This is a genomic window from Bradyrhizobium sp., from assembly GCF_030654605.1.
Classification (GTDB): Bacteria; Pseudomonadota; Alphaproteobacteria; order Rhizobiales; family Xanthobacteraceae; genus Bradyrhizobium.
Window position 1 is genome coordinate 1 of sequence record NZ_JAURXB010000008.1, and the last position, 13388, is coordinate 13388.

The 13388-nt window shown below is 64.4% G+C and carries 14 protein-coding genes and 1 pseudogene; 4 read left to right on the forward strand and 11 right to left on the reverse strand.

Annotated features, from left to right (window positions below):
- Positions 1-160 (reverse strand): annotated as a pseudogene (locus tag Q7U29_RS00500) (nucleoside triphosphate pyrophosphohydrolase); the annotation flags it as partial.
- 129 nt (positions 161-289) lie between these two features.
- On the opposite strand from Q7U29_RS00500, the gene queC reads away from it, so the two are divergent.
- Positions 290-1012, forward strand: coding sequence for a 7-cyano-7-deazaguanine synthase QueC (queC, locus tag Q7U29_RS00505; protein ID WP_304737310.1), 723 nt, complete (start codon positions 290-292; stop codon positions 1010-1012).
- On the opposite strand, the gene Q7U29_RS00510 is transcribed toward queC, so the two are convergent.
- From Q7U29_RS00510 to nthA, 3 genes are read right to left on the reverse strand one after another with little or no spacing between them, the layout of a single operon-like run.
- Positions 1002-1388: a nitrile hydratase accessory protein gene (locus tag Q7U29_RS00510; RefSeq protein ID WP_304737311.1), complete on the reverse strand. Its 387-nt coding sequence runs from the start codon at positions 1386-1388 to the stop codon at positions 1002-1004. The two genes, queC and Q7U29_RS00510, sit on opposite strands and share 11 nt — an antisense overlap.
- Positions 1388-2044, reverse strand: coding sequence for a nitrile hydratase subunit beta (gene nthB / locus Q7U29_RS00515; protein ID WP_304737313.1), 657 nt, complete (start codon positions 2042-2044; stop codon positions 1388-1390). The genes Q7U29_RS00510 and nthB overlap by 1 nt, the downstream gene beginning before the upstream one ends.
- Positions 2044-2673: a nitrile hydratase subunit alpha gene (nthA, locus tag Q7U29_RS00520; protein WP_304737314.1), complete on the reverse strand. Its 630-nt coding sequence runs from the start codon at positions 2671-2673 to the stop codon at positions 2044-2046. The genes nthB and nthA overlap by 1 nt, the downstream gene beginning before the upstream one ends.
- A 62-nt stretch (positions 2674-2735) precedes the next feature.
- Between nthA and Q7U29_RS00525 the strand changes: the two genes are divergently transcribed.
- Positions 2736-3497, forward strand: coding sequence for a hypothetical protein (locus Q7U29_RS00525; protein WP_304737315.1), 762 nt, complete (start codon positions 2736-2738; stop codon positions 3495-3497).
- A gap of 9 nt (positions 3498-3506) precedes the next feature.
- Here Q7U29_RS00525 and Q7U29_RS00530 read toward each other — a convergent pair whose 3' ends face one another.
- Positions 3507-4292, reverse strand: coding sequence for a GGDEF domain-containing protein (locus tag Q7U29_RS00530; RefSeq protein ID WP_304737317.1), 786 nt, complete (start codon positions 4290-4292; stop codon positions 3507-3509).
- A gap of 169 nt (positions 4293-4461) precedes the next feature.
- Here Q7U29_RS00530 and Q7U29_RS00535 point away from each other — a divergent pair, with 169 nt between their 5' ends.
- Entirely contained in the window at positions 4462-5268 is an 807-nt protein-coding gene (locus tag Q7U29_RS00535; protein ID WP_304737318.1) for an enoyl-CoA hydratase/isomerase family protein, read from the forward strand.
- Between the two features lie 269 nt (positions 5269-5537).
- On the forward strand, positions 5538-7184 hold the full coding sequence (locus tag Q7U29_RS00540; protein ID WP_304737320.1) for an acyl-CoA synthetase: 1647 nt from the start codon (positions 5538-5540) through the stop codon (positions 7182-7184).
- Between the two features lie 168 nt (positions 7185-7352).
- Here Q7U29_RS00540 and Q7U29_RS00545 read toward each other — a convergent pair whose 3' ends face one another.
- The 6 genes from Q7U29_RS00545 to Q7U29_RS00570 all read right to left on the reverse strand — a co-directional run.
- Positions 7353-8159, reverse strand: a complete 807-nt coding sequence (locus Q7U29_RS00545; RefSeq protein WP_304737322.1) for an MBL fold metallo-hydrolase — start codon at positions 8157-8159, stop codon at positions 7353-7355.
- Positions 8156-8947, reverse strand: a complete 792-nt coding sequence (locus Q7U29_RS00550) for a TatD family hydrolase (RefSeq protein ID WP_304737324.1) — start codon at positions 8945-8947, stop codon at positions 8156-8158. The genes Q7U29_RS00545 and Q7U29_RS00550 overlap by 4 nt, the downstream gene beginning before the upstream one ends.
- Complete coding sequence (gene metG / locus Q7U29_RS00555) at positions 8947-10917, reverse strand: methionine--tRNA ligase (RefSeq protein ID WP_370691670.1); 1971 nt, start codon at positions 10915-10917, stop codon at positions 8947-8949. The genes Q7U29_RS00550 and metG overlap by 1 nt, the downstream gene beginning before the upstream one ends.
- A gap of 54 nt (positions 10918-10971) precedes the next feature.
- Positions 10972-12018: a DNA polymerase III subunit delta' gene (locus Q7U29_RS00560; RefSeq protein ID WP_304737327.1), complete on the reverse strand. Its 1047-nt coding sequence runs from the start codon at positions 12016-12018 to the stop codon at positions 10972-10974.
- Positions 12015-12707 carry a dTMP kinase gene (gene tmk / locus Q7U29_RS00565; protein ID WP_304737329.1) on the reverse strand — a complete coding sequence of 231 codons (693 nt, stop codon included), beginning with the start codon at positions 12705-12707 and terminating at the stop codon, positions 12015-12017. The genes Q7U29_RS00560 and tmk overlap by 4 nt, the downstream gene beginning before the upstream one ends.
- A gap of 2 nt (positions 12708-12709) precedes the next feature.
- Positions 12710-13388: D-alanyl-D-alanine carboxypeptidase family protein (locus Q7U29_RS00570; RefSeq protein WP_370691671.1), on the reverse strand; the 679-nt coding region annotated here is incomplete at its 5' end.

Below are 13388 nucleotides of genomic sequence, written 5' to 3' on the forward strand. Positions count from 1 at the left end.
CGCCGCGCGCGATGGCGTCGGCGACTTCATAGGCTTCCTCGATGGTGTAAGGCGCGATGGTCGCGCACTTCTGTTCGAGATCCCACGGACAGCCGCTGCCGGGTGTGCGCAGCGCCGCCATGATTTCGAGCAGGCGTGAAATATCGCGGGAAGGGGTCATGACGCACCGGGTCCGGAGAGAGGATCAGGCCTTATGCCGCAACCGGAGCCCCCGTCCCAGCGAAACGAACCGGGCAGGCGGATGTTTCCACCGATTGGCCCTGAGGTCGATGAGTGCTATGGGCACGCCATGAGCGACCAACTCCAAACCGAAACCGCGCTGGTGCTGTTTTCCGGCGGACAGGATTCCGCCACCTGCCTTGCCTGGGCGTTGCAGCGTTTTGGGCGTGTCGAAATGCTCGGCTTCGACTACGGGCAGCGCCACGCCATCGAGTTGCAATGCCGGGAGCGTCTGCTCGACGGCATGAAGTCACTGCGCACGGATTGGGCAGAGAAGCTCGGCGAAAGCCATACGCTGGATATTCCCACTTTGGCCGATATTTCCGATACCGCGCTGACCCGCGATGTCGCCATCGCCATGGGCGCGGACGGCCTGCCCAACACCTTCGTGCCCGGCCGCAACCTGATGTTTTTGACTTTTGCCGCCGCGCTGGCCTACCGGCGCGGCATCACCCATATCATCGGCGGCATGTGCGAGACCGATTATTCCGGCTATCCGGATTGCCGCGACGAGACCATCAAGGCGCTGCAGACCGCGCTCAATCTCGGCATGGCCAGATCGTTCGAACTGCATACGCCGCTGATGTGGCTGGACAAGGCCTCGACCTGGCAACTGGCGCATGACCTCGGCGGGGCAGGGCTGGTCGACCTGATCCGCGAACATTCCCACACCTGCTATCTCGGCGAACGCGGCGCGCGCCACGACTGGGGCTATGGCTGCGGCGAATGCCCGGCCTGTGCGCTGCGCGCCAGGGGCTGGCAGGAATACGCGGCGCGCCCGCTTAATTCGTAAAATCTTCCGGCAGCAATACGATCGGCGAGCCGTGCGGGGTACGGTCGGCGGCGTGGTCCCAGGCGTCGCGGTAGCGGTGCAGGGTGGCTGTCGTCGCGACACCCTTGTCGGCGATCAGCCTTTCGAGCGTCGCCAGCCAGTGCCGGTAATAGGTCTCGCCGGTATCGGCATCGCCGGCCGCCTGCGCGCGCTTGATCTCTTGCGCCAGCGCGGCCGCCCATTCGTTCCAGCTGAACAGCCCGCGCGCATGCAGCGCCAGCGCCATCGCGAAGGCCTGCGCTTCCCAGGGCTCGCGGAACACCGGGCCGTCGGTATCGCGGGGAATGCCCGGAACAATGCGGGTGGCGTCGAGGGCTGCTTGTGGATCTGATAGCATCAGGCGGGCTCCAGATAGGATTCCCAGGCGTCGACCGAAGTCTTGACCGAGGCGTCGCCGTCAGGCCCCCACAATTCGCGGCCGTCGAAGGTCACGGTGTAGAGCCACTGCGGATTTTCCTGGCCCAGCGCGTTGCTGTCAGGGAAGACGTGAACGCCATGCAGCAGTTCGACGACGCCGACATGCCCGCGCACGTAGCGCGGCAGCCGCGTATGGGTCGGCGGATGGATCATTTTGGTGCGGACGCGGTTGCCGACCGCGAACAGCGCAGGGCTCCTGACCTCGCGCTGGGTCGGCCCGCCGCGGTGCAGCATGGCCGCGACACCGTCGGATGACAGCGTTCTCGCCACCGGCTTGGCCGGATGCAGCGGCTTGCCGGCCTCGATCTCGTCCGCCGTGACCAGGCCGCGCTCCAGCATCAGCCGTTCGAGGCCAGCTAGCCAGATCTCGTAGTAGCTCTTGCTCAAATACTCTTCGGGCGGCCGGTTCTCGCGGGCGAAGCGCGACATGTCGATGTTCCAGCCGCCGGGCATTCCCATCGCCAGCGTGATCGCGAACGCGCGCCGCTCCCATTCGGCGTGAAATACCGGCTCGTCAGGTTCTGGTAGCACCGGACCGGACCACGCCACGCCGCCCATATCGTGCGCGCCCTCCATCAGGCGACCTCGTGCGGTTGCTTGGGCAGACCGGTGCCGATCATGCTGTCGCGGGTGACGAGGTCGGCGAGGCGCTGCTCGCTCCAGCCCTCGGTGCCGGCGGGCCGCATCGGCAGCACGAAATAGCGAATTTCCGCGGTCGAATCCCAGACGCGAATCTCGGTGCTGTCGGGCAGCTCGAAACCGAAATCGGCCAGCACGCCGCGCGGATCCTTGACCGCCTTGGAGCGATAGGGGGCGGATTTGTACCAGACCGGCGGCAGTCCCAGCACCGGCCACGGATAACAGGAGCACAGCGTGCACACGACCATGTTGTGCAGTTGATGTGTGTTCTCGACCGCCACGATATGCTCGCCCTGGCGCCCGGCATAGCCGAGTTCGCCGATCGCCGGCGTGGCATCCCCGAGCAGGCGGGCGCGAAAAGCCGGATCGGACCATGCCCGCGCCACGACCCGGGCGCCGTTGCGGGGTCCGACCCTGGTTTCGTAGGTCTCGATCAGAAGATCGAGCGCGGCCGGATCGACATAGCCCTTTTCGGTCAGGATGGTCTCAAGCGCGCGCACCCGCAGCTCGGTCTCGGACAATTCCGAATGGTCGTGGTGATGGTGGTCGTGGTCATGTCCGGTCATATCGGGAAGATACGCAAGATTGTGGGTATGTCGAGGCCTGCGGACTCTGCTAGCGTGCGCTCATGGGGCAGGGAGCAAAACGCATAGCCTTTGCGGGGATAACGGCAGCTGCTGCGCTATTCCTGTCGAATGGCGCCCGGGCGGCCAACGGCGCCTATGCGGTCGATGCCGCCGACATCGGCGAGGCCGGATCCTGCAAGGTCGAAAGCTGGCTGCAGGCGGCGACCAACACCGATTTTTCGGCCGTCGCCAATCCCTCCTGCGTGGTCAATGTCTTCAGGCCGGTGGAATTGAGCATGCAGACCGTGAGGTCCCGCAGCGAAGGTGACTGGAGCACCTCGCTCGCCCCCAAGGCCAAGTGGAATATCGCTCCGACGGGAATCGGAAGGTTCGGCGTTGCCTTCAGTGCCGGCGGGGCGTTCGATGCGTCGACGGGGGAACACCTCACCGCCTTTGCGACGATACCGGCGACCTACCGGCTTTCCGAGACCACCCGGATCAACCTCAACGCCGGCTGGCTGTGGGATCGTAGCGTCGATCGGCATTACCTGACCTATGGCCTTGGCTTCGACTGGAAACTCACCGAAACCCTGCAATGGACCATCGAGACGTTCGGCCAGGCCGGGACATCGGGTACGCCGAGCGCGGTGCGGCCGCGATTTCAGACCGGCCTGCGCTACCGTCCGAACGAGATTTTCTCGGTCGACGTCATCTACGGCCGCAATATTTCGGGGGAAGACGCCAACTGGATCACCATCGGCACGACGATCCGGTTTCCGGTGCCGGACAGCAAGCCCGACCACCATCGGACCGGCCATCTGTGAGCCGGCCGCTCAGGCCGCAACCAGCGAAGCTGCATCGGCCCGCGCCACCTGATTGCGTCCGGCGTGTTTGGCGATGTAGAGGGCCCGGTCGGCCACCCGCATGATGGTCGAGAGGTCGAGTTCCTCGCGTGCGACCGTGAAGCCGATGCTGATGGTCACGCGCGTGGAATCGTCATCGATCGAGATTTCCCTGGCAGCGCAGGCATGGCGGATATTCTCGGCGTATTGCGCGGCCTGTTCGCGGGTGATTCCGATCATCAGCGCGGCAAATTCCTCGCCGCCGTGCCGTCCGACCAGGACACCTTTCTTGCCGGCGAAACCACGCAACACGTCGGCGATCTCGACCAGCACCTTGTCGCCGAAGGCATGGCCGAACCGGTCGTTGATGGACTTGAAGTGATCGACGTCGCACATGAAAACAACTGCCGGCAGATTGGCGGCAAATGCCGACCTCAGGGTCAATGCCGCGCTCTCGTCGAAGCCGCGCCGGTTGAGCAAGCCGGTCAATTGATCGGTGCGGGATATCCGGGCCAGTTCGCTGCGCGCCAGTGTCAGATCCCGCATCAAGAGGGCGGATCGAAAGCTCAGGCCGCCCGCGAGCAGGGCCGAGATCACGACGGCAGCGCAGATGGTCGAGAAAATCACCGCGCCGACGCGGACGCTGGCATCGAGGTCGGTGCCCAGCTGCAGCAACATCGTGGCCGCGGTCATCACCACGGTGAGGCTGACCGCCACGGCCACACGGCCGGCCGTATGGCGCAGCGCATCGCCACGCGTCGAAATTTGAAATGTCATGATCTGCCTTGGTTCGTGGCGAGCCTTAGCATCAGCTATGGCCTGAATTGAGGAGAGATCCGCAATGTTGCGGAGGCAGTGAACGCGGTTATAAGAAACTGGATAAAATTGACGCCATTGGGCGCAACGATAACGCCGTCCGGAAGATGGCGGGCAGGGAGACGCTGAATTGGCCGGGTTTGTCACCATCGAGAAGGGCCTCGGGCCCGAGGGACGCATCGCCGTGGTGCGCTTCGACCGCGGCGACGGCATCAACGCGCTGTCGCCGGAGGCGCTGCGCCAGCTCACCGACGCCGCGCGCAGTTTCGAGGACGACGGCGACACCTCGGTCGTGGTGCTGACCGGTGGCGCCAGGGCGTTCACCGCCGGCTTTGACCTCAAGGACCCCGAGGGCCGCTCGCGCGCCACGATGGACCTGGGGACGCTGCGGCGGCACCTGAAACTGGGACCGCGGCTGACCCGGGCCTGGCAGGAGATGGAACAGATCACGATCGGCGCCATTGAGGGGTTTTGCGTCGGCGGCGGCGTGGCCCTGGCGGTGGCGCTGGACTTTCGCGTCATGGCCCGCGACGGCCACATGCGGGTGCCCGAGATCGGCCTCGGCATGAACATGAGCTGGCAGAGCGTGCCGCGCATGCTGCATTTGATCGGACCGGCCCGCACCAAGCAGGCAGTGATCCTGGCCGACCAGCGCATCTCGGCCGCCGAGGCCTACGAATGGGGCCTGGTGGAGGAGGTGGCCGAGCCCGGCGGAGCCTTCGGTGCCGCCATGGCGCTGGCCACCAAGGTCGCCGCCCAGCCGCCGCTGTCGGTCGCCATGACCAAGCTGACCGTCAACCGGCTGACCCATGCGCTCGACGACCTCGCCAGCCACATGGACGTCGATCAGTTCGCGCTGGCCAGCCTCAGCGAGGACCACAAGGAAGGCGTCGCGGCGTTCCTCGGCCGGCGCAAGCCGACGTTCCGGGGGCGGTAAGGAGCCCCGGACCCAAAAAGTCGAAAACAACCCCATGCACAGATACGATGGGACGCGGGCAGCACCTCAACGACACGAACGACACGAACCTCCATATGCGAGATTCGCATAAGGTATATTATGGAATATAATGTTAGCAAGTTAAACCAATGACTTATCCGAAAAATCTGCTGTTTCAATGAAGTTTGCCGGACAAAAGCAACTTCTGGCCCTCCGGCGCAGATCGTAGAATATGCTACGCGGAAAAGCCGACGTCACCGGAGGATCAAATGAGCAGGCAAAACCAGTACAGCATCGGTCTGGACAAGACGCCCGCCAACTACGTGGCGCTGACGCCGCTGAGTTTCCTGGCGCGAACCGCCGCGATCTATCCCGATCACGTCAGCACCGTCTATGAAGGCCGCAGCTTCACCTGGTCGCAAACCTATGCGCGCTGCCGTCGTTTTGCCTCGTACCTCGCGGGCCGCGGCATCGGCCATGGCGACACGGTCGCGGCGATGCTGCCGAACATCCCCGCGATGAACGAACTGCATTTCGCGGTGCCGATGGCGGGCGCCGTGCTCAATGCGCTCAACATCCGGCTCGATGCCGCCTCGATCGCGTTCCAGCTCGATCATGGCGGCGCCAGGATCATCCTGGTCGATCCGGAATTTGCCGGCGTGATCAGCGAGGCGCTCACCCTGATGAAGGGCCCAAAACCCCTAGTCATCGACGTCGACGATGTCTCGTTCGCCGGCGGAAAACGCATCGGCGAACTCGAATACGAGGCCGCGGTGGCGCAGGGCGACGAAAGCTTCGTCGCGCGGCTGCCGGCCGACGAATGGGACGCCATCGCGCTCAGCTATACCTCGGGCACCACAGGCAATCCCAAGGGCGTCGTGACCCACCATCGCGGCGCCTATCTCAACGCCGTCAGCAACATCCTCGCAGGCGGGCTCGGCCAGCATCCGGTGTATTTGTGGACGCTGCCGATGTTCCACTGCAACGGCTGGTGCTTTCCATGGACCATCGCGGCGTCGGCCGGCGTCAATGTCTGCCTGCGCAAGGTCGATCCGACGAAAATCTTCGAGCTGATCAAGGCGCATGGCGTCACCCACATGTGCGGCGCACCGATCGTCTACAACACGCTGATCAACGCGCCGGACGCACCAAAGGGCACGGCAGCGCGGCCGGTCGTGGGGCTGATCGCGGGCGCGGCGCCTCCGGTGGCGGTGCTGGAAGGCGCCGAAAGCATCGGTATCAAGCTGACCCATGTCTACGGTCTCACCGAGGTCTATGGCCCGGCCTCGGTCTGCGCGGAGCAGCCGGGCTGGGATGACCTTCCGGCCGACCAGCGCGCGCAACTGAAGCGCCGGCAGGGCGTGCCCTACCCGCTGCAGGAAGCCATCACCGTGCTCGATCCCGCCACCATGCGCGAGGTGCCGCGCGACGGCGAGACCATCGGCGAGGTCATGTTCCGCGGCAATATCGTGATGAAGGGCTATCTCAAGAACGAGAAGGCCACCAACGAGGCCTTTGCGGGCGGCTGGTTTCACACCGGCGATCTCGGCGTGCTCGATGCGCACGGCTACGTCATCATCAAGGACCGCTCCAAGGACATCATCATTTCAGGCGGCGAAAACATCAGTTCGGTCGAGGTCGAGGACGTGCTCTACAAGCACCCGGCCGTGCTGTTCGCCGCCGTGGTGGCAAAGCCGGATTCCAAATGGGGCGAAGTGCCCTGCGCCTTCGTTGAACTGAAAGAGAACGCGCAAGCGACCGAAGCCGAGATCATCGCGTTCTGCCGCAGCCAGATGTCCGGTTTCAAGACGCCGAAGGCCGTGGTGTTCGGGCCGATCCCGAAGACATCGACGGGCAAAATCCAGAAATTCATGCTGCGCAATCAGGTGGATTCGGCCAAGGCGATCACGGCGTGAGGGATTGTGGCTGGAAGCGGCTGTTTTTGATCTGAAGCACAATTGCTTCCACACCATTGCGAGCGAAGCGAAGCAATCCAGCTTCCTTGTGTTTGCGGCATGGATTGCTTCGTCGCAAGCGCTCCTCGCAATGACGTCGATGGAGTGGTGCCGTAGCCGCGTGCCGATCTAATCCGCCCGCTCCAGCGTCAGCCGCATGCCGTCATAGGCCGGAATCACGCCCTGCGGCAGGCTCTGCCGCAGCACCTCGTAATCGAGGTCGGAATGCATGTTGGTGATGACGGCGCGGCGCGGCTTGAAGCGGTCGATCCAGGCCAGCGCGTCGTTGACGCTGAAATGGCTGGGATGGGCGGCATAGCGCAGCCCGTCGATGACCCAGAGATCGAGATCTCTCAAGAACGGCCAGCTCTCGGCCGGGATGTCGCTGACATCGGGCGTGTAGGCGGCATCGCCGATGCGATAGCCCAGCGCCTGGATGTTGCCGTGCTGCATGATGAAGGCGGAAAGCGTCATCGCCCCGCCCTTGCCTTCGATGGTCCGGCTTTCGCCGGCTTCGATCGAATGCTGGTCGAGGATCGGCGGATAGTCGCTGCCGGGCGGCGCCAGGAAGCAATAGGAGAACCGCAGCAGGATATGGTCGGCGGTCGACCGGTTCAGGTAAACCGGAATCCGCCGGCGCTGATGCAGCACGACCGAGCGCAGATCGTCGATCCCGTGGGTCTGGTCGGCATGCTCATGGGTCAGGAACACCGCGTCGATGTGATCGACATTGGCGTCGATCAACTGCTCGCGCAAATCGGGCGAGGTATCGATCACGATCCGCGTGAGACCGCCCTTCCCGGCGCGCTCCGCCAGCAGCGAGCAGCGGCGGCGGCGATTCCTTGGATTTGTGGGGTCGCAGGCGCCCCAGCCCAGCGCCGGACGCGGCACGCCGGCCGATGATCCGCAGCCGAGAACTGTCAGCGTCAGCGTCATGCGATAGCTTTCGGAGCCGGCACCTTGCTGAACAGGCAGAAGAAATTCTCCGTGGTCTGGCGCGAAATCTCGTCCAGCGAAACGCCCCGCGTCTCCGCCAGCACTTTTGCGACCTCGACCACGTAAGCAGGCTCGTTGCGCTTGCCGCGGAATTTGCCGGGCGCCAGATACGGCGCGTCGGTTTCCACCATGATGCGATCGGCTGGAAGCTCGGCCGCGAGATCGCGCAGGGCCTGCGACTTCTTGAAGGTCAGAATGCCCGTGAATGAAATCGACAGGCCGAGGTCAATCGCCTGCATCGCGAGATCGCGGCCGCCGGTGTAGCAATGCAGCACTGCGCGAAACGGACCCTTGGCCATCTCGTCCTCGAGGATGCGGCCACAGGCCTCGTCGGCAGCGCGGGTATGGATCACCAGCGGCAGGCCGGTTAAGCGGGCGGCGGCGATGTGGGCGCGAAAGCCGCGCTCCTGCGCTTCCGGCGAGCCGTTGTCGTAGAAATTATCCAGCCCCGCCTCGCCCAGCGCCACGACCTTGGGATGGCTGGCCAGTTCGATCAGTTCGGCTGCGGCAATGCCGTCTTCCTCGTCGGCGTGATGCGGATGGGTGCCGACCGAGCAATAGACGTTGGGAAACCGCTCCGCGATCGCGAGCAATCCGGCAAGCCGCCTCACCCGCGTCGAGATGGTCACGATGCGCCCTATTCCCGCCGATTCCGCCCGCGCGACGATGCCTTCGAGATCGTCGGCAAAATCGGGAAAATCGAGGTGGCAGTGGCTGTCGACGAGCATTATTGGGCGCCGCCCGGTGGCTCTTTAGGTTCGACGTAACGCGGGAAGATCCCGATCGGCGCCGGCAGTTTCGTGCCTGCCTTGATGCGCGTGGCAAGCGCTGCAAAATTACGCGCATCCACGGGCACACCGAGGCTGTCGAGCATCTTCGCCGAGGAGTCGGGCATCACGGGTTGCGCCAGAATGGCGACCTGACGCACCACTTCCGCGGTGACGTACAGCACCGTTCGCTGCCGCGCCGGATCGGTTTTCGCCAGCGCCCACGGCGCCTCGCCCGCGAAATAGCGGTTGGCTTCCGCCACCACGGCCCAGACCGCGTTGAGCGCCTGGTGAATCTGCTGCGTCGCCATCGCCGTGCGCGCCAGTTCCAGCATGCCATCGGCCTGCGCCAGCATCGCCCTGTCGTTGTCGCTGAACTCGCCGGGCTCAGGCAGCACGCCCTCGAGCTGCTTTGCGATCATCGACAGCGAGCGCTGCGCCAGATTGCCGAGATCGTTGGCGAGGTCGGCATTGATGCGGGCGACGATGGCTTCGTGATTGTAGTTGCCGTCCTGGCCGAACGGCACCTCGCGCAGGAAGAAGTAGCGCACCTGATCGACGCCGTATTGATCGGCGAGATTGAAGGGGTCGACCACGTTGCCGAGCGATTTCGACATTTTCTCGCCGCGGCTGAACAGGAAGCCGTGGGCAAAGACCCGCTTCTGCACCGGAATGCCCGCCGACATCAGGAATGCCGGCCAGTACACCGCGTGGAAACGGATGATGTCCTTGCCGATGATGTGCAGGTCGGCCGGCCAGTAGCGCCAGTTGGCGTCGCTCTCGTCGGGAAAGCCGACGCCGGTGATGTAGTTGGTCAGGGCGTCAACCCAGACATACATCACATGCTCGGGGTCGCCGGGAACCTTGACGCCCCAGTCGAAGGTGGTGCGCGAAATCGACAGGTCCCGCAAACCGCCTCTGACGAAGCTGACCACTTCGTTCTTGCGGGAGTCCGGCCCGATGAAGTCAGGCTGAGTCTCGTACAGCTTCAGCAACTTGTCCTGATAGGCCGACAATTTGAAGAAATAGCTCTTCTCCTCGACCCACTCGACCGCCGTGCCCTGCGGTCCGCGTCGCACATTGTCTTCGCCGACGATGGTTTCGTCCTCGGCGTAATAGGCTTCGTCGCGCACCGAATACCAGCCGGCATAGCTGTCGAGATAGATGTCGCCATTGGCGGCCATCCGCTTCCAGATTTCCTGGACGGAGCGGTGATGCTGCTGTTCGGTAGTGCGGATGAAACGGTCGAACGAGACGTTGAGACGCTCGTCCATCTCCTTGAAGCGGAGCGCATTGCGGGTCGCGACGTCCAGCGTCGGCAGCTTTTCGGCTTCCGCGGTCTGGACCATCTTCTGGCCGTGCTCGTCGGTTCCGGTCAGGAAAAACACGTCCTTGCCGTCGAGCCGCGCAAACCGCGCCAGCGCATCGGTCGCGATCGCCTCATAGGCGTGGCCGATATGCGGCACACCGTTGGGGTATGCGATCGCGGTCGTGATGTAGAATTTGTTGGTATCGACGGCGGCCGGCGTGGTGGTGACGGTAACAGGCTTTTTCGCAGATTTGACGGCGGCCTTTCTGACGGCTTGGGCAGCGGGCACTTTTGTCGGCGTTGAAACGACCTTGTTCGATTTTGTCTTGCCGGCCGATTTCTTCGCCGGCTTTCTGGTTGCCTTTTTAGCGGGTGCGGCCTTCTTGCCCGACTTCTTGCTTATCTTCTTTGCATCTTTCTTGGCCGTTTTCTTGACCGTTTTCTTGACCGCTTTCTTGGCTGTTCTCTTGACGGATTTCTTGGCAGCCTTCTTCGCCCCGCGCTTGGTCGCCTTCGCCCGCTTTTTCACTCCTGATGACTTCGCCGTTTTGGCGCGAGCCGGCTTGCCGGCGGTCTTCGCCTTGCGCTTCCTGGACGTTTTCTTCTTAGGCTTCGCCACCACGAATTCCTTTATGGCTCAAACAGAATTGTTGAGAATGACCGCGAGCACAGCCGCTTATCGCGTTGCTTCCGCAAGCATCCCGAACACCGAGAAAACCAGTGGTTTTCGCTCGAGATTGTATGATTCGGTGTCGCGCGCGGCGCGGCTGATCTTTTCCCACACCTCCGCCAGCCGTGCAAGGCGGGGAAGGTTGGCGTTGGCATTGGCGTCGTCGGCCCGCAGCCGCGCGCTGACCCAGCGCTCGACGCTGTCGATGAACGCCGCCAGCGCCACCCGGTCGCTGCCGCCGAGCGCATCGCCGAGCGCATGCAGCTCGCGCGGATCGACCCGCGGCAGGGTCGCCAGCAGCGCCGCGGTGCGCTGATGCAGTTTCAGGGCATCGCCGCCGAGCAGCGTCAGCGCCCGCGACACGCTGCCCTCCGCGGCTTCCGCGGCCTCGTTGAGCGCGGGATCGTCGATAGCGATGTGGGTGGCCGCGGCGGCCGCGGCGATGACGTCGGAGGTCGAGAGAGGCCGCAGCGGCAGTTTGCGGCAGCGCGACTGGATCGTCGCCAGCACCCGCGCCGGCGCGTGGCTGACCAGCAGGAACAGCGATTGCTGCGGCGGCTCCTCGAGAATCTTCAGCAGCGCGTTGGCGGCGTTGGGATTGAGTTCGTCGACGGTATCGACGATGCAGACCCGCCAGCCCTCCACCGCCGCGGTCGAGCCGAAAAACCCGATGGTCTCCCGGGTCTCGTCGACGGTGATCACGCTGCGCATCACGCCCTTGTCGTTGAGGCTGCGCTCCAGCGTCAGCAGGCCGCCATGGGCGCCAGCCGCGACAAGGCGCGCGACCGGATCGGCGGGCTCGACGTGAAGGGTTCTGGCGTCCTGCACGGAAGGCGCCAGCGGATTGCGATGGGCGAGCACGAACTTTGCCATCCGATAGGCCAGCGTCGCCTTGCCGATGCCCTGCGCGCCGCCGATCAGCCAGGCGTGCGGAATGCGCCCGCTGCGATAGGCATCCAGCAACGCCATTTCGGCATCGCGATGGCCGAACCAGGCGGTGGTTTCGCGCGGATGAGGCGCCGCGACGTCCTGCTCAACCTTGCGGGCGCTCATGCGAGATTGGCCATACTGCCGACATTGGCTTTGAAGAAGCGTTCGCGCAATGAAGCCCACACGGCGGCTGCGACGGTCGCGGGATCGGCATTGGCGTCGATCAGCACGCAGCGCTGCGGATCGTCGGCGGCAATCTGCCGGTACGCCTCGCGCAAATCCTGATGAAATTTGAGGTCTTCCGATTCGAAGCGGTCGGGCGCGCCGGCGCCACGCCGGATCGCCGCGCGCTTCATGCCGACCTCCACGGGAACATCGAGAATCAGCGTCAGATCGGGCTTGAGATCGCCGATGGTGACGCGCTGCATCGCGTCGAGAAAGGCCGGCGTGACCTGCCCCAGCCTGCCCTGATAGGCGCGCGTCGAATCCGAAAACCGGTCGCACAAAACCCAGGTGCCCCTGGCCAGCGCCGGCTCGATCACCGTGCGCACATGGTCGTCGCGCGCGGCCGCGAACAACAGCGTTTCGGCGTCGGGGCCGAGCAGCTTGCCCATGCCTGACAGCACCAGATGCCGGATGATCTCGGCGCCCGGGGATCCGCCGGGCTCGCGGGTGACGAGGGTGCGCAACTTCGCTGCGTTGAGGCGTTCCGCCAGCGTCTTGATCTGGGTGGATTTGCCAGATCCCTCGCCGCCTTCAAAGGTGATGAATCGTCCGCGTCCGGGCACTCGGTGGACCGCTGGCTCGGCCATGGTCAGAGCTTCTCGGCGCCGGCGCGAAACATCCCGATCACGAGTTCGCTCGCACCGTCGATCGCCCGCCGCATCGTCGATCCCTGGGCGACCGGCTCGGCCGCATGGACCGGCGCTTCCATCGCGAGGTTGGCGCCGCGCCAGACCTTGACGAAGCCGACCCGCTGGCCGGCCTCGACCGGCGCCCGCACCGGGCCGTTATAGACCACGCGCGCAATCAGTTTATCGGTGCCGTTTTTCTGCACCATCACCTTGATCGGCTCGGAACTGGTGAGCTTGACCGAGCGGCTCTCGCCGCCGAACACCCTGGCCCATCCGACCGGCTGCTGGGCGGCGAACAATGTGCGGGCCTCGAAATTGCGAAATCCCCATTCCAGCATCTTCCTGGCTTCCGAGGCGCGATCGCCGGCATCTTCAAGGCCGTTGACCACGACGATCAACCGCAAGCCGTCCTGCACGGCCGAGCCGACCATGCCGTAGCCGCCGTCCCGGGTGTGGCCGGTCTTCAGCCCGTCGGCGCCTTCGAGCGCGTTCAGCAGCGGATTGCGATTCTGCTGCCGGATCTTGTTCCAGGTGAATTCGCGTTCGCCGTACAGTTTGTAGAAATCCGGATGGGTCAGGATAATGTGGCGGGCGACCCTGGCGAGCTCGCGCACCGTCATCTTGTTGGCGGGATCCGGC